The following is a 19,298-nucleotide window of genomic DNA, read 5'->3' on the forward strand; positions in this document are numbered from 1 at the left end:
TCAGATCCCCATGACCTCCCGGACCATGCGCACCGTCTCGGCTGCGACCACCGATGCCTTCTCGCGGCCTTCTGCCAGAATACGGTCGACCAACACAGGATCGGCGGCAAAGACGGCCCGACGCTCCTGAAACCCGGCCAGCCGCTCCGAGACCATGGCCGCGACCGAGCGCTTGTGGGCGACACAGCCAAGGCAGCCCTGTTCACACTGAGTCTTGGCTTCTGGCGCGGTATCTGGCTGAAGCAACTTGTGGTACTCGTAGATGACGCAGCCGGCTTCCGGGTGACCAGGGTCATCCCTGCGTACCTTCAGGGGGTCCGTGTAGGCAGTCATCATGCGCTTTGCCGTCACTTCCGGCGGATCGGAGATCACGATGTCGTTACCGAGAGACTTGCTCATCCTGCGTCCATCGAGGCCCGGCAGTCTCTGAAACTCGTTCAGGATAGGCTGAGGCTCTGGGAAGAGGTCGACGTGATACGTGTGGTTGAAGGTACGCACCAGTTCACGGGAGAATTCGAGGTGCGGGACCTGGTCCTTGCCAACCGGTACTGCGTCCGCGCGGTAGACCATGATATCGGCGGCCATCAGGACAGGATAACTCAGCAGGCCGAGGTTCACGTTGTCCTTGAGGTCCATATCCCGGATCATCTCTTTCACCGTCGGGTTTCGTTCGACCCACGATACGGGCGTGATCATCGTCAGGAGCGTGAACAGATAGGCATGCTCCGGCACGTCGGACTGGCAGAAGATGGCGGATTTCTGCGGGTCGAGTCCCGCCCCCAGCCAGTCGAGCGCCATCTCATGCCGGTAGTCACGAATCGAACCACTCTCGTTCCACTTGGTGGTCAGAGCGTGCATGTCGGCGACCATGAAGTAGCAGTCGTACTCGTCCTGCAGCTTCACATAGTTTGCCAGCACACCCAGGTAGTGACCAAGGTGGAGCTTGCCGGTTGGACGCATGCCACTCAAAATACGCTTTTTCATGGGCACCTCACAGCCTCATTACAGTATTCAGAATAAAGCCAAGGACCTTGTTCATCACACTAGTGATGATGTTGAACCAGAGAAGAGCCAGCAGGATGACGGTCCCATACAGGTCCACCGCGCGGTCGTACAGAAACCGTTCCGGTCTCTTGAAGAAGAGTGCGAAAAAAACCTTGGAGCCATCGAGCGGGGGGATGGGAAGGAGATTGAACACGCCAAGTGCTACCGAGAACTCAACAAGACTCAACAGGACGCTATTCACATAGCTGAACTGCGTGACGAACGCCGGCCAGATCCTTACGAGCAGCAGAAGCAGGTAGGCGACGATGGCCGTGACAAAGTTGGAGGCGGGCCCGGCCAGGGAAACAAGAGCAGTATCGCGGCGAGGGTGTTTGAACGCCCCGAAATCGATCATCACGGGGCGTGCCCATCCAACATGGAACAACAGGAGAGCGAGGGTCCCAAGCGGGTCCAGGTGGCGCAGAGGGTTCAGGCTGAGACGCCCTGTCTCGACGGGGGTCATGTCTCCAAGTTTCCAAGCCATCCAGGCATGGAAATACTCATGAATCGTAATAACAATCAGGACGACCGGCACCTGGACAATCCAGATGGGCATCTCGCTGCGAATGTAGTTCAAGAGTCCCTGCATATGTTCTGTCCTTTCTCGACAATACGCCGGTCTTGCCGGCTGGTATCATGGAGTCATAGTAGTCGGGTTTCCGCCTTACGCAATCGCTTGGCAACCAGCGATTCTTCATTGCGGATGCCTGCTTTCCTGCTACAATCAACGCATGATCAAGATGCGCGTGCGATACAGCAAGGAAGAAGAGGCCTGCTTGCTTTCACACCACGAGGTCCAGGCGGCCCTGGTGCGATGGCTGCGGCGTAGTAACCTGCCTCTGGTCTACAGCGAAGGGTTCAATCAGCGCGTACGGATCGAAACCGGCATTCCCACGGGCGTTGGCATGGTCAGCCTCCAGGAATATGTGGACGTATTCCTCGACGCCTGGTCGCCCGTCGCCGACCGTGCGAATGCACTGGAGCGTACGGCGCCTCCCGGCCTCAGGTTCCTGGCTGCGGTCGACATCCCGCTCACTGCCCCGTCTCTCATGGGACAACCTATGATCCTTCGCTACGAATACACATGGGCACACCGGGCGGACATTGATGCTGAGCAGATGAAGGCCCGCATGACGTCGTTCCTCGCCCTGCCGATGTTGATGGTTGAGCGCGAGAACAGCAAGTCCCATGCGCCGAAAGACATTCGCAAGTACGTTCTTACCGCGCAGATCTCGACCCGGACTCCCTTGCGCGCCCACGTGGGCGTCTTCTTCGACCAGTCGGGAACGATCCGCATGGACGAGGTCATCAAGTACATCTTCGGCCTCGATGCCAAGGTCGCTCCCATGCCGATTATCACGCGCCAGAGCGTACTGCTCAATATGAGCGACGTATTCGTCGACCCTATGGACGTTGCGGCTCAGGCCGTCCCGCCTCATCGACCGAAGAGCAATCACCACGACTAAGATGCAGCAACAACAAGAGCTCCCCAGTCACCCGGGGAGCTTTCCGTTTCTTACATAGTAGTCCGGCTAATCGCCGTAGTCGTCTTCCTCGCGCCCAGAACGCTTCCGCTCCTTGAAATCAAGGAGCCTCTTGCGAATGCGCAGGGACTTGGGTGTGACCTCCAGCAGCTCGTCCTCGTTGATGTAATCGAGAAACTGGTCGAGAGCGAACTGGATCGGCGGGTCGATCTTTGTGGAGATCTCTGACGTGGAGGACCGCATGTTGCTGAGGTGCTTCTCCTTCGTCGGATTCACCTTCAGATCGTGATCGCGCATGGTCTCGCCGACGATCTGGCCGGCATACACCTTTTCCGCAGGCGCAACAAACAGCTTGCCGCGGTCCTGGATGTGCGCGATAGCGTAGGCTGAAACGGCCCCGGTATGGTCTGAGACCAGGACGCCGTTCCTGCGGCCGCCAATCTTGCCTGCCCACTCCAGGTATCCCAGGTACGTATGAGTCATGACGCCGTTGCCTTTGGTCGAACTCAGGAACTCGGACCGGAAGCCAAACAGGCCACGAAGAGGAATCGTATAACTGAGGCGGACGTACGCTCCCTTGAGGTCGAGCATCTTCTCCATGGTCCCACGCCGTTCACCCAGCATGTTGATGACCGTTCCCTGGTACTCCTTGGGAACGTCGAGGACAAGAGTCTCATACGGTTCGAGGACCTTGCCGCCCTTCTTCTCGGTGATGACTTGTGGCATCGAGACCTGAAACTCATAGCCTTCGCGGCGCATCTGTTCGATGAGGATCGCCAGCTGGAGCTCGCCTCGTCCCGCAACGGTGAACCGGTCGGGCAGATCGCCCCAGTCGACGGCGATGGAAACATTGGTCCGCAGCTCTTTCTCGATACGCTCACGCAGCTTGTTGGAGGTCACGAACTTGCCCTCCGTACCTCCAAATGGACTATCGTTGACCATGAACATCATCGAGACTGTCGGCGGTTCGATTGTCAGCATGTTCAGTTTCACTGGACGTTCCGGATCAGTGACCGAATCTCCAATCGTGATAGCAGGTATTCCTGCGAACGCGAAGATCTCGCCCGCCTCCACACTGGGGACTTCCTTGCGTTCCAGCCCCTCGAAGATGAAGAGCTTGAGGATCTGGCCCAGGTATTCGTTGTCGCCATCGGAGAACACCTTGACCTTGTCTCCGGTCTTCAGCTGTCCCCCGAACATACGGCCGATGCCGATGCGTCCAATATAATCGTCATGGGTGATATTCGTGACCAGGACCGATAGAGGACTCGCGGCGTCATACTCGGGAGCAGGGACCTTCTTGAGCATCAGCTGGAACAGTGGCGTCAGATCTTGCGGTGGATCGTTGAGGTCCATGGTCGCCTTGCCGTCGCGACCCGAAGCATAGACAACCGCAAAATCCAGCTGTTCTTCGGTGGCGTCGAGTTCAACGAACAGGTCGAAGGTCTCATTGATGACCTCCTGGATACGAGCATCCTGCCGGTCGATCTTGTTGATGACAACGATCGGCCTGAGATTGAGCTCGAGAGCCTTCTTGAGCACGAAGCGAGTCTGTGGCATCGGCCCCTCGGAGGCATCGACCAGGAGCAGAACTCCATCCACCATTCTCAGGACGCGCTCCACTTCGCCACCAAAGTCCGAGTGGCCAGGCGTGTCGACAATGTTGATCTTGACACCCTTCCACACCAGCGACATGTTCTTCGAGATAATGGTGATGCCACGCTCCCGCTCAAGGTCCCCTGAGTCGAGGATGCAGTCCCCCATCTGGTCGATATTGCGGAACAGTTTGCACTGCCGCATCATGGCATCGACCAGCGTCGTCTTTCCGTGGTCGACGTGTGCAATAATACCTATGTTACGGAGATCGTTTCTGCGCACTGAAGCACTCCCTTCAAACAAGCATGGTTGGAGGCCGGGGGTGGCCTCAAACTATTATTATACCCTTGTTCTCAGGCGTTCAATGCCCCGAGTGCGATGGAGTAGAACTTGGAGTCTTCGGAATCCCCCCTGCTGGCCAGGATACAGGGCGCAGTCGTGCCAGTCACCATGGCCGCGACCTCACCGCTCCCAAACCTGCACAGCACCTTGTAGAAAACGTTTCCAGTCTCGATGTTCGGTACAATGATGATGTCTGCATCCCCCTGGATGCGGCCCATGAAACCCTTGATCTGGCAAGCGTCAGGGAACAGCGCGCAGTCGATGGAGATCGGTCCCTCGCCGATGATGGCGCCAAACTGCTTTCGGACCGCCATTCCGGCCAGCACTGCGGCCTCCTGGCTGCTTGCAAACTTCAACACACTCTCGCTGGCCGACAGGAACGCCACTTTCGGGACGTCGATGCGAAGGCTGCGCGCAACACCCACGGTCAGCTTCGTGATGCGCACCTTGTCCTGCAGTGATGGAAGCGGCACTACGGCGACGTCTGACACAATGATAAGGCGCGGGTAGTTGGGAGCCTCGAACGCGGCCACGTGCGACAGCAGGCCGCCCTCGGGTAGCAGGCCGTTCTCCTTGTCAAGGATGCCCCGCATGTAGTTGTCCGTGTGAGCAAGGCCCTTCATCAGCATATGCGCGCTTCCATCACGGACCAGCTTCACGGCTGCTTTGACCGAGGGCAGTTCGCCCTGGACGTCCATGATCTCGAAGAGACTGGTGTCGACGTCACTCGCCGCTGCCACCTCCGCGATCTTCGCCGCGTTGCCCACGACGACAGCGTCGACAATGCCCTCCCTGACTGCGCGCTGTATCGCCTGCAGCGTGTGGGCGTCTTCGCCATAGGCCACTGCCATGCGCTTACGCGGCAAGCCTTTCACTGCAGCCGCAATGTCTGACAGATGTATCATTGGTCCCATGCCAATCCCCCTAGTAGTAGGCTACGATGCCCAGCGCCACGGACATAAGCTTGGTTCGTCCGTCGTCGGCCCTTGAGGGTACGAGGACTGGCTTCCGGGCGCCGATCGTCACGTGCGCAGACGTGAATCCTGCAAAGTAGCTCATGGACTTTCCAAGCAGGTTGCCGCCCTCAATGTCGGGCACGATGAGAATGTCCGCATTGCCCACGACGGGGCCACTCAGGCCCTTGATGGCTGCCGCACGCTCGGAGATAGCGTTATCCAGCGCAAGAGGTCCGTCCACGACGCATCCCTTGATCTGTCCGCGCTCCCACATCCGCGCTATGATTGCTGCGTCCTCCGTGCATGGCATCTTGTCAGTCACTGTCTCGACGGCAGCCAGCACTGCTACCTTGGGGTTCTCGTACCCCAGCTTGTGGTACACGTTTACCGTATTCCTGATCGCCTCCACCTTCTCTTCCAGCGTCGGAGCAATCAGGATGCCGCCGTCGACGACAGCCAGCAGCGAGTGGCGCACGCGGGTATCCTCGTACAGCGAGCACTCGGACAGCACCTTGCTGGCCCGGATGCCATTCTCCTTGTCCAGCACTGCGTGCAGCATCTGGGCCGTCTGCGCCCCACCCTTGAGGATGACGTCCACCTTGTCGTCGCGCGCAAGCGCCACCGCGACAGCACACGCCTCGGCAGGCGAGCCGGCTTCCTCGATCTCGAATGCGCCGGAGTCGGCTCCGGCCTGCACCAGCAGCTCCCGGATCTTCTCGGGCACGCCCACCAGGATAGGTACCGCAATACCTGCCTCATGCGCCAGCAGAGCCGCATGTAGCGAGACTTCCTCGGGGAATGCGACCGCCAGCTTCTTCCGGCCGCGCTTCTTCGCCTCTTCCAGCAACTGGTCAAACGTCCTGATCTCCATGGAACCTCCTCTACTCGTACGTCTTTTCCGCCTCAAGCCCTTGTTTGAGACGCAAGTACGCCTCGTTGAGAGCCTCCAGCTCATTCTCTCCCGGCATGATCTCGACGGGAGCGATGAAGCCCACCCGATCAGTCACCCACTGCATGAGCACGTCATCATGAGCCAGCCCGCCTGTCAGCACGATGACATCCACATCACCCTCAAGCACTGTGGCCATGCCACCGATCTGTTTCGCGATCTGATATGCCATGCCTTCATAGACCAGCTTGGCTTCGGCTTCTCCCGCATCAATACGGCGACGCACCTCCCGCGCATCACTCGTTCCAAGATGGGAGACCAGTCCCCCCTGTTGCGTCACCTGGCGCAGGATGCCCTGTTCCGTCGCTCCGGAAGAAAAGCATAACTTCACAAGCGAGCACGCAGGCAGGCATCCCGATCGTTCGGGCGCGTAAGCCCCCCCATTGTTGGCGTCGTTCTCGTCAACCATGCGGCCATGGCGAAGTGCGGCGATGGAACCGCCCCCTCCCAGATGCGCCACGATCATGTTCATATCGCTCAGGTCCTTGCCGTGCCGTTCCGCCGTCTTGTACGCCACCTTGCGGATGTTAAGGGCATGCAGGAACGAGAAGCGTGGCAGTTCCTTGAGACCGGATATCCGGGCGACATCATCGAATTCATCCACCGACACGGGGTCGGCGATGTAACAGGGAATGTTCGTGCCGGCAGCCAGTTCATGTGCGACGAGGGCACCCAGGAAGGACGCGTGTTCGGCTGCGCGCATCTCGCGCGAATCCTGCAGCATGCGATCATTGACTGAGTAGATGCCCGCAGGCACGGGATGCAGCAAGCCGCCGCGAGCCATGATCGCTTCCAGAGAAGACACTGCTACATGCTGTCGGTCCAGGAAATCCATAACGGCCTGCGTCCGCATGCCCAGCTGATCCACGATGTGCGGAAACTTCGCGACCTCTTCAGCACTGTGGTTCAAAGACTCCTGGGCGGCAAGTTCGCTTCCCTCGTACAGGGCAACCTTTGTGGAAGTGGAACCAGGATTGATAGCAAGGATCATGCGCTATATCTCCGCAGATTACTAGGGAAACAGTAACTCGCGGGCATTGGCCAGCGCGACCTCGGACGCCCGATCGCCTGACACCATCCGCGCCAGCTCATGGACTCGCTCCTCACCCGTGACGCGGCGCACTGCCACCGTGGTCGAATCCTCACTCTGTTCCTTGGAGATGACGAGGTGCGTTCCAGCCCTGGCCGCGATGGTGGGCAGATGAGTGATGACGATGACCTGGCGACGCTTGCCGAGGCTGTCCAGCTTGCTGGCAACTGCAAGTCCCGTTGCACCACCGATGCCGGCATCTACCTCGTCGAACACCATGGTAGGAATCTGATCGGTCTCGGCGAACACCGTCTTGAGCGCGAGCATGACACGCGAAAGCTCTCCGCCGGATGCGATCTCCCTGAGAGGACGCAGTCCCTCTCCCGGGTTGGGAGCAATAAGGAACTCGACCACGTCCAGACCCGTCTCAGATGCTCTGAACCGCTCATCCCCAACAGCGATGCCCTGCTCGTCGACACTCTCCTCGATGGAACAGACGAACCGGGCATTGGACATGGCCAGCTCAGCAAACTGTTCCTCGACCTTGCGCGCAAGGACGGGCCCACCTTGCTTGCGTTTCGCCGTCAGCGATGCGCCGATGGTCGAAAGCTCGTTCTCCAGCTGCGCTATATGGCCACGCATGCCGGCCTCGTCGCCCGCCCGCTCGTGGCGTTCATGTAACTTGCCGTCGATCTCCGTCTCAAATGCAAGCAGACCATTGAGGTCCTTGTGATACTTCTCCTCGAGCCTGGCAATGGCGTCCAGCCGTTCAGTTACCTGCGCCAGTCGCGCGTCATCCAGCTCAAGCCTGCTGAGGTAGTCACTCAGAGTGGATCCGGCTTCCTTGAGACTCGCCTGCGCCCCATCCAGCAGGGATGCCACATCGTTCAGACGCGGGTCGATCGTACACAGGGCATCGATGGTGTGGTGCAGTCTTCCAACCTGCCGCACGATCCCTTCGCTGTCCCGGGATTCGTCTCCGACAAGAGCGGTCGACGCCTGGCCCAATTGTTCCTGCAGCTCACGGACGTTCTCCAGAAGCCGCTGTTCTGCGACGAGCAGGCCGTCCTCTCCCACCCTCAGCTGCGCACGTTCAAGCTCTTCCGACGCGAACTCCAGATAGGCGGTCTCATTGTCCCATTCTGTCCGGCGCGTCTCCATCTGTTCCAGTTCACGGCGTGCCGCGCGTAATTCTGCGAGCCTCGTGCCAAAGAGCTCCCGCGCAGTCTGGGTGTCATGCCCCAGAAAAGAGTCCAGAAGCTGGAGGTGATTCTCACGTACCAGCAACGACTGTGGCTCGTGCTGCCCGTGGACGTCCACAAGACTCTCGCCGAGCAATCTCAGCGTACTGATGGGGACGATGCGTCCGTTGATGCGATACTTGTGCCTGCCGGTCCGGTCCACCTCGCGCGTTGCCACGACGGTCATATCGGCGTCCATCACGAGGTCGCCCAGCATATCCCGCTGTGAACAGACACGCGGAAGCGCGAACTCTGCATCCAGTCGCAGACTGTCCGCCCCCACGCTGATGAAGTCACTGGTCAGCTTGCCCCCCAGCACTGCGCTGATTGCTCGCACGAGGATAGTCTTGCCCGCGCCCGTCTCGCCGGTGATGACATTCAACCCGTCATCGAAGGATACGTGAACGTCGTGCGCGATGGCCAGATTGTGGATGTCCAGCTCCAGCAGCATCGTCAGGCACCCCAGTGGAACTTGGCACCCAGGACTTTGTAGAAGTTCTTCTCGCGCAACCGGATGATAGCAACGTCCTGGGGGCACCTCTTCACGCCTATCGTGTCAAAGCTGTGGATGTCGCCGACACGCTCTCCGTCACGTATGAAAGCCGCCTTGTCTCGCGAGGGCTTCACCTTGAGGGTGATCTCACTGCCTGCCGATATGACCAGAGGCCTCGACGTGAAGTCGTGTGGCGCAAGAGCAGTGAGTACAAGTGCTTCGACGGTAGGATCCAGGATAGGGCCTCCAGCGGACAGGGAGTATCCTGTCGAACCAGTGGGTGTGCATACCAGGATGCCGTCTGCTGTGATCTGCCCTGCGCGCACGCCACCGATAAAGACCTCGAACGTGAGGATCTTGCCCGTAAGGTCCCGGACCACCAGAATGTCGTTGATAGCTGTCGTAGTGAGGATCTCCTGACCCTCCCGCACAACACGGGCCTCAAGGACGAGACGGTGCTCCACCGTGTACGAATGCGCGAGGACAGCGTCAAGCGACGCATAGACCTCGTTCTCCTCGACGTCCGTGAGAAAACCGAGAGAGCCCAGGTTGATACCGAGGACAGGCAGACCCAGCTGGGTGCTGAGTTGTGCGGCGCGCAGGAAGGTCCCGTCACCACCCAGGCTCAGAATGAAGGAACCGTCCGCCGCTCCCGACGGGAGGGTGGACAGGTCGTCCTTCGAGGTCACAGTAACGACCTCGACCCCCTTGCCAGTCAGGTAGGGCCGAATCTCACGCTCGACTTCGCGCGCGTCCTTCGAGTCCGCGGGGTAGTAGACGATGCTCTTCATCACGCTGTACAGTGTACGACGGATGTGCGACGCTTCAAGCCGCTACCGTCTCTCTGCCCCGGCGAGGAGGGCCCGCGCCGCGCCCGCCAGCCCCTGGGCGTCGAGTTGATGGGAGCTGAGAAGGTGTGCCCGCTTGTCCTGGACAGGGAACACATCGGGAACACCACACCGTCCGATGTACGCAATGTTCATGCCCGCATGCACGAGCACTTCGACGACCGCGTCGTAGACACCTGTGGAACGTGTCGTCTCTTCAGCAACCAGCACTGCCTGACACGTGCCGGCTAGTCGTGTGAGGAGACCAGTGTCCAGCGGCTGGGCGAAACGGAGGTCCACAACACACGCCTGGACTCCATCGCCTGCAAGGATCTTCCGGGCTTCCAGGGCCGAGCGAAGCACAGGTCCCAGCGAAACAATGGCAACATCACTCCCTTCCGCCACAAGAGCACCAGTCCCGGCAATCATGGGAGGGCGCTCACCAATCTCTTCACTGAGGTCGTAGGCGACGTCCTTGGGATACCGGATAGCAAATGGCCCGGTGGCAGCAACTGACAGTTCCAGCATGCGCAGGAAGTCCCTGTGGTCGCCCGGGGAACACACGGTCATGCCGGGAACGCTCTTCAGAAAGCCGACGTCGAAGACACCCTGGTGGGTCGGCCCGTCATCACTGACCAGTCCAGCCCGGTCGACCGCGAACCGCACCGGCAGATTGCCGATGCCGACATCGTTGACGATTTGATCGTATGCGCGCTGGAGGAACGTCGAGTAGACCGCGACGTACGGCTTGTACCCTCGGCTGGCCAGCGACGCCGCCATGCCGACAGCATGCTGCTCGGCAATGCCGACATCATAGCAGCGATCGGGAAAGCGCCTGGCAAACTCGGCAAGACCAGTACCGTCCATCATCGCAGCCGTGATGGCGACGATGCGCTGGTCTGTCTCCGCGAGCCGTATCAGCGTTTCGCCAAAGACGTCGGAGTAGGTCGGCATGGACTTCTCCTCCTTGCTCAGCCCATTTTCGATGAGGAACGGTGCGACGCCATGGAAATGAGCCGGCTGTCGTTCGGCCAGATCATATCCCTTGCCCTTGATGGTCGCGACCTGCAGGACGACAGGTTGTTGGATATCCTTGACCATGTTGATCGCTTCCATGAGTTTGCCGATGTCATGCCCGTCCACGACCCCGAAGTACCGGAACCCGAGCTCCTCGAAGAAGATCGTAGGCAGGTACAGTCGCTTCAGCAGGGTCCTCAGCCAGCGAAGTCCGCGTCCCACCAGCGGAGATTCGCGCACGCGCAGGTACCACGCGCGCGTCCGCAGCCGGTTGAGCGCCCACGCCATGCCTCCTACGGAGCGGGAGATGGACATGGCGTTGTCGTTGACGATAACCAGGCACTGGCCGTGCGCCCGTCCGAGGTTGTTGAGTGCTTCCAGGGCCATGCCACCGGACAGCGCGCCATCGCCGATGACTGCTACCACGCGCTGGTTCCCGCCATCCAGGTACCGCGCCGCAAGGAGGCCGGCTGCTATGGAAAGCGACGTCGAGGCATGTCCCGCCAGAAATGTGTCATACGGGGATTCATTGGGATTCACAAACCCGCTGATCCCTCCACATTGCCGAAGCGTGCTGAACGATTTGTAGCGGCCGGTGAGAAGCTTGTGGGTATAGCCCTGGTGTCCCACGTCCCAGACTAGCTGGTCCGTCGGCGTATCCAGTGTCATATGGAGTGCGATCGTCAGCTCGACGGCTCCCAGATTCGACGCAAGGTGCCCACCATTGATCGAGCACGTGTCGAGGATGACCTGCCTGCATTCGGCCGCCAGCATCCGCAGGTGCGGGATGTCCAGTTCGCGGATGTCAGCAGGAGAGGAGACGTGCTCAAGAATCAACTTCGAGCCTTTTCCGCAAGAAGGTCGACAAGCCTCGTCAGGAAGTCTCCACCGCTGTCCAGCGCCAGCGCGGACTCACGAGCGCTCGCCAGATACTGCAATGCCTTCTCCCTAGCATCAGCGAGCCCCAGCGCGGTCACATAGGTTGCCTTCTTGTTCTTGACGTCCTGGCCGGCAGTCTTGCCGGTTTGCGCTTCGGTTGCACTGGCGTCCGCGATGTCGTCCACGATCTGGTACGCCATGCCAAAACTCTCGCCAAATGCGCGCAGCCTGCCCATATCAGTCTCGCTGGCACAGCCGAAAATGCCGCCAAGCAGCACGGAAGCCTGGATAAGTGCAGCAGTCTTGTTCTTGTGGATGTACTCAATCGTGCCCAGCTCGACATGTTCGTCGCTGGAGGTGATGATGTCCATCGCCTGCCCACCGACGAGACCCTCGGCACCCACCAGAGTGGCCATCGTCCGCACTGCATCAAGGCACCGCTCAGCGCCGAAAGCCCCGACCATCTGCGCGGACGAAAGCTCCTCGAATGCCATGGTCAGCAGTGCATCGGAAGCCAGAAGCGCCATGTCCTCGCCGTGGACCTTGTGCGTCGTCGGCTTGCCGCGCCGCAGGTCGCTGTTGTCCATCGAGGGCAGGTCATCCTGAATGATAGAGTACGCGTGTACCATTTCGATAGCAGCGAGAACTGGCTTGATGCGCTCCCTGTCACGGGTGCATGCCTCATAGACGGCAAGACACAGAGCAGGGCGGACACGCTTGCCCGGCGAAAGCAGCGCATAGGACATCGCTGCATGCATGACAGATCCCTGAAGCGGAGCAAGGCAGTCAGCCAGCACTCCGTCGATGTAGTGCGCTTCCTCGTTGAGATGGTCCCTGATGTCCATGTCAGCTCCCTTCCATCTACGCACAACGATCTGTGATCACGTAGTCGACGTGGTCCACAGATGAATAACGGCTCCCTTGCCTGACCAGTTCCACCAGGCGCAAGAGCCGCTGTTCGTCGCCCGATGCGACAATGTGCACAGTACCGTCATCCATGTTGTCGGCTCTGGCATCGATCCCGAGCTGAACCGCCGTCTGCTCCACGAAGTACCGAAACCCGACTCCCTGCACGATGCCGGACACGTCCGCAACCAGATTCTTCAAGGGCGCGCTCGGTCAGTCCCCCGCGCCTCCGACACCACGCAGGACACCGTTCACAAAACTCCCCGATTCAGCGCCACCGAACTCTTTGGCCAGTTCAACCGCCTCATTGGCTGCAATAGCCGTCTTGATCGGGGGCTTGCCGTACTTCATCTCGAAAACGGCGATCGAAAGAATCACCCGGTCGACGACAGCAATCCTGTCGATCCCCCAATTCTGCGTGTGTGTACCCACTTCAGCCAGAATGGCATCCTGATGAGCCTGAACTCCCTGGATGAGTTTGAGCGCATACGCCAGCACGAGCGGGGGTTCATGAACGTACGTGTCGAACGTCTGGTCATACGAGGCGTTGCCCTGCGCCAGACTGTACAGGACCTGCAGCGCTATCTCGCGCGAGCGCCGGCGGTTCTGAACTCCCTGAGCCGTGGCCATGCGTCAGGCCCGCACGTCGGCGATATGGACGTTGACCTCCTGGATGTGATACGGAGTGGAAGCTTCAACTTCCTTGGCGACAGCGCCTCGCACACTACCGGCAAGCTTGCGAAGGTCCGTCCCGAATCGTCCGACAAGGAACACGTCGAGCGCCAACTCAAGACCGCTTCGCGTGATACTCACACCATGAGGTTCATGACCCTCGCGGTCCCAGAATGGAAAGTGCTCCTTGAGACCCTTCCACATCGACTCCACACCGTCGACCGACAGGCAGGCGTGGACGATGAGAGACTCCAGTGCAGCATCAGTGATAAGGACTTTGTCCATGAGTTTACTTGACCCTCTCGAGGTAGTCTCCGCTGCGGGTATCGATACGGATCTTGTCCCCTTCATTGACGAACAGCGGAACCATGAGCGAGAACCCGGTCTCGATTTGCGCTGTTTTATTGGCACCCGTGGCCGTATCGCCCTTGATGCCCGGCTCAGTGTGCGTGATAGTCGCCTCGATGAAGGTGGGCAACTCGACGCTCACCGGTTTCTCCAGGAAGTAGACGACGTCGACCACAATGTTCTCGATGAGGTAGTTGACAGCATCACCAAGGTCATTGGTGGTCAGGCCGATCTGCTCGTATGTCCCTGAGTCCATGAAGGTGTAGACACCGTCAGCATCATAGAGGTATTGCATCTTCTTGTGTTCGAGATATGCACTCTTGACCTTCTCATCAGGACGGAAGGTCTGCTCAACGACGTTGCCGGACATGAGGTTCTTCATCTTGAGGCGGACAAATGGAGAGCCCTTGCCGGGCTTGATATGCGTGAACTGAATGACGGCAAACGCCTGACCGTCTATCTCAAACGTAACACCTGTGCGCAATTCATTGGCAGAAATCAAGGTCTAACCTCCTGATACTGGACTGTCAATCGCGGCTATTGTACACGCCAACCGGCGTTGCGTCAAGCGTTCACGCCCTCAGCGCCGCCACACTCCGGAGCACTCAGGGGAGAACTAGTTCCTTGGGCAGCTCCGTCAATGACTCGAACCCAGTCGCTGTCACGATGACCGAATCCTCAATACGCATGCCGTAGCGCCCAGGAAGGTAAACCCCTGGTTCACAGGTGACGACCTGTCCTGGCTCGAGCACCGTGTCGGTCCCCTGAGAAAGGCGAGGCGCCTCATGAATCTCGAGTCCCACACCATGTCCCAGACCATGTGTGAAGTACTGCGCCAGTCCACTCTCGCCGAGCTTGCCTCTCACGGCAGTGTCGACGGAACGCGAGCTCACGCCTGCCTTGATGCAGTCAAGACCCAGCTGCTGTGCTGCACGCAGTTTTGCATACACGTCCAGCACGCCGGTGGGCTGTTTGCCGAGTGCCACGGTCCTGGTACAATCGCTCATATAGCCCTCGTAATTGACACCGAAGTCCATGACGATGACCTCGCCTCTCCGGATGACCTTGCCGGAAGCGATTCCATGCGGTAGTGCCCCACGAGCTCCCGACCCCACGATGGTCGAGAAACTGGTACCCTGGGCGCCCGCCTTGCGCATTTCGTATTCCAGCAGAGCCGCCACGTCGTTCTCGGTCATCCCGACCTTCAACTGGTGAATCATCGCGTTGAACGCCTTGTCCGCAATATGGCCCGCAGCACGCATCTTGTCCAGCTCACGTGTATCCTTGACGATGCGCATGCCTTCGACCACGCTCTCAGTCGGGACCATGGTCACTGACGGGAACGCAGCACGCATCTGCTCCGCCTGGACGAAGGAAACGCGTTCCTTCTCGAACCCGAGCCAATGAGCATGACCTGCGACAAGCAAGTTCGCAATCGACCTGCTGAAGTGCCCCGTGTACTCGATGACGTCCACCCAGGGGCATTCTTCCTGCGCCTGCGTCGTGAACCGGCCGTCGACGACAAGGTGCATGCCGTCATGGAGCGCGAGGAGATACCCCTCTTCGCCCGTGAAACCAGTAAGATAGCGCATGCTGGGTGCCGCAAGCGTGAAGAAGGCATCTACGTTCGCACCGGCCATGCGCCCCTGCAGCTGTCGAATCCTTTTGCCGAAATACTCTTTTCTCATGGTCCATCTCCTCGTATCGGTGCTATTCGAATGGATTGGTCTTACCTGTCTCGCCAGGGATCGGCTGAGGCGTCATGGTCAGGAATGTCTGCCTCGTCTTGAGCTGGGTGTTGACCAAGCCCAGGTCCTTGTGTTGAGCCATCTGAAACACCGGGGGGGCAGAAGGCGTGACAGTCGTCTGTCCCATACGTGGCAGGAAATAGAAATTCCAGACGGAGAAGCTGGCCAGCAGGACCACGATGAAGATCCAGGTCCCCGCCGAAATCTTGACTCTGGGCTGCTTCCGCTGACGCGGCACAACCTTCTTGCCCGCCGGAACCGTCTGAACATTAGTCTTTACAGTTGCTTTCTGTGCCATCACACGCCTCCTATTGCACCACGTCCGGCTGAGGAGCCGGCGCTACAGGAGCCGGCGGCGCACCAACGATCGTCGCGTCAGGGCTCAGGACCATCCACGCAGTCATGGAGCAGGTATATGGATTGCCCTCACCGGGCAGTCCGAGGACGCCGTGCGAGATGGTCAGGTTCGAGGAGACCATGATGTACTTGAACTTCGTGCGGAACGTCTCCTGGAATCGTCGCATGGTCGCGTAATCCTTGGCGGTGAAATTCATGGTGACGCCCACGGTCTTCGCAAGCTTCACCTCCGCCGGCTGAGCGGCAGCAGCACCCTGACCCATGGAGGCGTCCGAAATCTGGATGTTCGTGTAGGTAATGCCGCTGGCTGTGCCGACGGCCTGAAGGTCGAGCAGAAAGCGTGTGTGTGTGTGCTGGTCGAACACCACGGGCGTGATCTGTGCAAGCTGGTCGATCCACGCCACGTAGGACGCATTTTGAGTCACGAACGCAGCGTGCTGCCCCTGGACCTCCTTGAGCGTAGACAGCTTCGTGTCAGCCGCCGTGGTCTGATCGCGCAGATCCCGGAGCTGGACAAGCTGAGGGCTGAGCACGTAGTGGTAGTAGAAGAAACAGATGACGCCGAGCAGAAGGATCACAACGACAAGTCTGACCCGAATGTTCCTACCCATTCTTGCCTCCTCCCACCCACGTCAACGTCAGGTTCATGGTCGCCTTGGCCTGCGGCCCCTGGACGACCGTGCCAGTGGCGTACGGAATCTGGTAACCGTCGATGTGCACATTCTTGAACTTCTTGTCGGCGCTGAGCGCATTGAAGAAGCGCACCAAGTCCACGAACTGAGTGCTGGTAGCCGTAATCACCAGGGTACCCGGCAGGATCGTGATGTCCGTCTGAGTCAGCGTGCACGCCTTGGGAAGATCCTTCGCAAGGTCATCCAGGACCTGGTTCGTATTGATCTGCAACTGCACGGCCGTAGTAAGGTTGGTTTCCATCGCCATAGAGCGCTGGGCCAGTGCCCTGTTGAGGTCCAGCAGTTTCTGCTCGCTGTCGAGAGCGGCAACCTGCGTGTTGAGATCAGCGAGATGGTTTGTTGTCTGCGCGACGGTCCACCTGGCATAGCCATACGATGCTGCGAGCACGACCAGGACGGCAAGCACGACAAAGATGAGTGTCCTGTCCTCCTGGGTGAGTTGGGTCTGTCTCCGCTTCCGTGCGTGTGGAACAAGATTGATGGTAATCATCAGAGTCCCTCCGAACCAGGGCGATATGTCAGAAGGCTTTCGCCGACTTCGACAGGCTTGGCCTGATGTCGGCCAGAGCGCTTTTTGGCAGCCGTCGCCTCGAACTCGCGGAGCGAAAGGCCGGTAGCCACACTGAACATGGGAGCCATTTCACTGAGATAGGATTCCGCAAACATGCTCGGGTCGTACTTGGCAACATCGAGCAGCAGACGGTTGATCTCGACCGTAAAACCGGTCGACAGTTCGACATAGTCCGCGATGCCCTTGAGGTTGGCCGTACCACCCGACAGGATCAGGTGCAGGGGGCGGTCACTTTCGAACCGTGTCGTATAGTAGTTGAGAGACCGACGGACCTCGAGGACCAGCTCGTCGATGATGGGCAGGGCTGCAGACGTAGCGCGTTCTGCCTCGGTGCCGGCTTCGAGATTGGCCTCCGGGTCCACGTTGACGGACTCCTGCTTCAGCTCTTCTGCACGCTCCGTATTGATGCCCAGAGCCGACGCGATCGCCTGCGAGATCCGGGACCCTCCGAATGGAATCATGCGCGTGAGCCGGATCATGGACTGATCCGCAACATTGATGGACGTGATGGTTGATCCGATGTTGACCATGACAATCGTCTTCGCGTCCAGATCGGGCCGCTTGTAGGAAACATAATCCACCAGGCGCAACTCAGCAAAGGGTTCCACCTCGATGAACACTGGCTCCAGATGCGTCTTGCGGATGACGCCAACGAGGGCGTTGACGATCTCCAGTGGGGCAGCGGCCACCAGGCAGTTCGCCTTGATCCCACCGTCGTCCGCTTGAGATCGGGACAACACCTGGTAGTCGAACACCGCGTCCTCGATGGGATACGAGATATGCTTCTCCATCTCCCACTTCACAATGTCCCCCAGCGGTTGGCGGGAGATCTCATCCACAGTGACTTGTTTGACCGTCACCAGCTGGCCCGAGACAGACGCCGAGACACGCTTGCCTACAAAGGAATGCAGCGAGAGCAGGGAGCCGAGCGCTTCACTGATGATATCGCCCTTGACGATCTTCCCGTTTTCGATGGACCCCTCGGGGGTTGGAACAACGCCGAAGTTGACAAGGCTCAGTACATTCTTGTCCCGTTTGAACTGAGCCACCTTGATGGTATTCGTCCCAATATCTACTCCAATGATCGGTGTTTCCTTTTTTTCTAGCCCAAACACAAGGTGCCTCCTTATGCGCTCAACCGTCAGACTTCTACCTGTGGAACAGGGTTGTCAGGTACCAGGTGATAAGGTCATTTCCTGCAACAGCTGCAACATATGCACCTACGGCCATAGCAGGACCGAAGGGCATCGAGTCTTTTCCTTTCTTCTTGAAGAACACCATGAGAACAATACCTGCAGACGCCCCGATGATGAAGGCCAGCAGCAGAAAGACGACAGACAGCCGCCAGCCCAGGAACGCGCCGAGCATGAGTCCCAAGGTTGCATCACCCCAGCCCATGCCACCTCTCGAGAATAAGATAATCAACGCAAACAGACCCGCACCGATTGCCGCTCCCCCTGCAGCCCCCACCAGACCATGCCATCCTGCAAGCGCGCCAAAGACCAGCCCAATGGCAGTCCCGGGCAGGACGACCGCGTCGGGCACGAGACCCGTCTCGAAGTCGATGATCCCGACCGCCAACGCGAGAACCGTCATCACGGCGAATTTCAGAGCGTCGACACTCCACCCCAGACCCAAGCCCAGACCGACAAACAACAGACCGCTAACCACCTCGGTCCAGAGGTACCGGACACCGATTCGCGCATGACAGTACCGGCAATTGCCGCGGAGAAACACATAGCTCCAGACCGGGACGAGGTCGAGGACGCCCAGCTGATGGCCACAAGCCGGACAGACAGACCGCCCTTTGACCCACTGTTCATCGCGGGGTATACGATAGGTGAGGACGCCGACGAAACTCCCCATGAAGGTGCCGGCTATGAAGCAGACGGCAAGATAGAGCACCTCGGGAACAACGCCCAGCAAACCTGTCACAAGCGATCCATCCTCTCAACACTCCTTCATACGCTCTGAACGGAATCTTACGATCCCTGAACGCTGCATGTGCCCACTAATCGTCGTTTAGTATAGCACACACCACCGCTAGTTGTACATAGTTTGGACAACGAGATACAAAATGCAAGACCTGCCCCCTGGATCTGGATTATCCTATGGTCTTTTCCAGGAATCGAAGGAAGTTTCCACC

21 protein-coding genes are annotated in these 19,298 nt (G+C 59.1%); 1 reads left to right on the forward strand and 20 read right to left on the reverse strand.

Features of this window, described 5'->3' with window-relative positions:
* Both trpS and SMC3_RS04430 read right to left on the reverse strand, forming a co-directional pair.
* Positions 1 to 984 carry a tryptophan--tRNA ligase gene (gene trpS, locus SMC3_RS04425; protein ID WP_119089875.1) on the reverse strand — a complete coding sequence of 328 codons (984 nt, stop codon included), beginning with the start codon at positions 982 to 984 and terminating at the stop codon, positions 1 to 3.
* Between the two features lie 7 nt (positions 985 to 991).
* Positions 992 to 1,621 carry a site-2 protease family protein gene (locus tag SMC3_RS04430; RefSeq protein WP_207799662.1) on the reverse strand — a complete coding sequence of 210 codons (630 nt, stop codon included), beginning with the start codon at positions 1,619 to 1,621 and terminating at the stop codon, positions 992 to 994.
* Between the two features lie 163 nt (positions 1,622 to 1,784).
* On the opposite strand from SMC3_RS04430, the gene SMC3_RS04435 reads away from it, so the two are divergent.
* A complete protein-coding gene (locus SMC3_RS04435; RefSeq protein ID WP_279386330.1) occupies positions 1,785 to 2,510 on the forward strand; it encodes a TIGR03936 family radical SAM-associated protein in 726 nt (241 codons plus the stop codon).
* 66 nt (positions 2,511 to 2,576) lie between these two features.
* Here SMC3_RS04435 and typA read toward each other — a convergent pair whose 3' ends face one another.
* The 18 genes from typA to SMC3_RS04525 form a co-directional block, all read right to left on the reverse strand.
* The gene (typA, locus tag SMC3_RS04440) at positions 2,577 to 4,406 is read right to left on the reverse strand and encodes a translational GTPase TypA (RefSeq protein ID WP_119087279.1); all 1,830 of its coding nucleotides are present in this window, start codon (positions 4,404 to 4,406) and stop codon (positions 2,577 to 2,579) included.
* Between the two features lie 71 nt (positions 4,407 to 4,477).
* Entirely contained in the window at positions 4,478 to 5,380 is a 903-nt protein-coding gene (locus SMC3_RS04445) for a phosphate acyltransferase (RefSeq protein ID WP_119087278.1), read from the reverse strand.
* Positions 5,381 to 5,390: 10 nt separating this feature from the next.
* A complete protein-coding gene (locus SMC3_RS04450) occupies positions 5,391 to 6,293 on the reverse strand; it encodes a bifunctional enoyl-CoA hydratase/phosphate acetyltransferase (protein WP_165846570.1) in 903 nt (300 codons plus the stop codon).
* A 10-nt stretch (positions 6,294 to 6,303) separates the two neighbouring features.
* Positions 6,304 to 7,362 carry a butyrate kinase gene (gene buk / locus SMC3_RS04455; RefSeq protein ID WP_119087276.1) on the reverse strand — a complete coding sequence of 353 codons (1,059 nt, stop codon included), beginning with the start codon at positions 7,360 to 7,362 and terminating at the stop codon, positions 6,304 to 6,306.
* Positions 7,363 to 7,383: 21 nt separating this feature from the next.
* Complete coding sequence (gene recN / locus SMC3_RS04460; protein ID WP_119087275.1) at positions 7,384 to 9,093, reverse strand: DNA repair protein RecN; 1,710 nt, start codon at positions 9,091 to 9,093, stop codon at positions 7,384 to 7,386.
* 2 nt (positions 9,094 to 9,095) lie between these two features.
* On the reverse strand, positions 9,096 to 9,926 hold the full coding sequence (locus tag SMC3_RS04465; protein WP_119087274.1) for an NAD(+)/NADH kinase: 831 nt from the start codon (positions 9,924 to 9,926) through the stop codon (positions 9,096 to 9,098).
* 42 nt (positions 9,927 to 9,968) lie between these two features.
* Positions 9,969 to 11,816, reverse strand: coding sequence for a 1-deoxy-D-xylulose-5-phosphate synthase (dxs, locus tag SMC3_RS04470; RefSeq protein WP_119089871.1), 1,848 nt, complete (start codon positions 11,814 to 11,816; stop codon positions 9,969 to 9,971).
* Complete coding sequence (locus SMC3_RS04475) at positions 11,813 to 12,703, reverse strand: polyprenyl synthetase family protein (protein WP_119089872.1); 891 nt, start codon at positions 12,701 to 12,703, stop codon at positions 11,813 to 11,815. The genes dxs and SMC3_RS04475 overlap by 4 nt, the downstream gene beginning before the upstream one ends.
* 16 nt (positions 12,704 to 12,719) lie before the next feature.
* Positions 12,720 to 12,965 (reverse strand): acylphosphatase, encoded by a 246-nt coding sequence (locus tag SMC3_RS04480; protein ID WP_119087270.1) that lies wholly within the window; start codon positions 12,963 to 12,965, stop codon positions 12,720 to 12,722.
* 12 nt (positions 12,966 to 12,977) lie between these two features.
* Positions 12,978 to 13,394: a transcription antitermination factor NusB gene (gene nusB / locus SMC3_RS04485; RefSeq protein WP_119087269.1), complete on the reverse strand. Its 417-nt coding sequence runs from the start codon at positions 13,392 to 13,394 to the stop codon at positions 12,978 to 12,980.
* Positions 13,395 to 13,397: 3 nt separating this feature from the next.
* Positions 13,398 to 13,721, reverse strand: coding sequence for an Asp23/Gls24 family envelope stress response protein (locus SMC3_RS04490; RefSeq protein WP_165846571.1), 324 nt, complete (start codon positions 13,719 to 13,721; stop codon positions 13,398 to 13,400).
* A 4-nt stretch (positions 13,722 to 13,725) separates the two neighbouring features.
* On the reverse strand, positions 13,726 to 14,286 hold the full coding sequence (gene efp, locus SMC3_RS04495) for an elongation factor P (RefSeq protein WP_119087267.1): 561 nt from the start codon (positions 14,284 to 14,286) through the stop codon (positions 13,726 to 13,728).
* A 103-nt stretch (positions 14,287 to 14,389) separates the two neighbouring features.
* Positions 14,390 to 15,472, reverse strand: a complete 1,083-nt coding sequence (locus SMC3_RS04500) for a M24 family metallopeptidase (protein WP_119087266.1) — start codon at positions 15,470 to 15,472, stop codon at positions 14,390 to 14,392.
* 22 nt (positions 15,473 to 15,494) lie between these two features.
* A complete protein-coding gene (locus tag SMC3_RS04505; RefSeq protein ID WP_119087265.1) occupies positions 15,495 to 15,830 on the reverse strand; it encodes a hypothetical protein in 336 nt (111 codons plus the stop codon).
* A gap of 10 nt (positions 15,831 to 15,840) precedes the next feature.
* Positions 15,841 to 16,500, reverse strand: a complete 660-nt coding sequence (locus tag SMC3_RS04510; RefSeq protein ID WP_119089873.1) for a hypothetical protein — start codon at positions 16,498 to 16,500, stop codon at positions 15,841 to 15,843.
* Positions 16,493 to 17,071 carry a PilN domain-containing protein gene (locus SMC3_RS04515; RefSeq protein WP_119087263.1) on the reverse strand — a complete coding sequence of 193 codons (579 nt, stop codon included), beginning with the start codon at positions 17,069 to 17,071 and terminating at the stop codon, positions 16,493 to 16,495. The genes SMC3_RS04510 and SMC3_RS04515 overlap by 8 nt, the downstream gene beginning before the upstream one ends.
* Positions 17,071 to 18,267 carry a type IV pilus assembly protein PilM gene (pilM, locus tag SMC3_RS04520; RefSeq protein WP_165846572.1) on the reverse strand — a complete coding sequence of 399 codons (1,197 nt, stop codon included), beginning with the start codon at positions 18,265 to 18,267 and terminating at the stop codon, positions 17,071 to 17,073. Before pilM ends, SMC3_RS04515 begins: the two co-directional genes overlap by 1 nt.
* Positions 18,268 to 18,301: 34 nt before the next feature.
* Positions 18,302 to 19,087, reverse strand: a complete 786-nt coding sequence (locus SMC3_RS04525) for a prepilin peptidase (protein ID WP_119087261.1) — start codon at positions 19,085 to 19,087, stop codon at positions 18,302 to 18,304.
* Positions 19,088 to 19,298: the final 211 nt, after the last annotated feature.

This window comes from Candidatus Cryosericum hinesii (genome assembly GCF_003570985.1).
Taxonomy (GTDB): Bacteria; Caldisericota; Caldisericia; order Cryosericales; family Cryosericaceae; genus Cryosericum; species Cryosericum hinesii.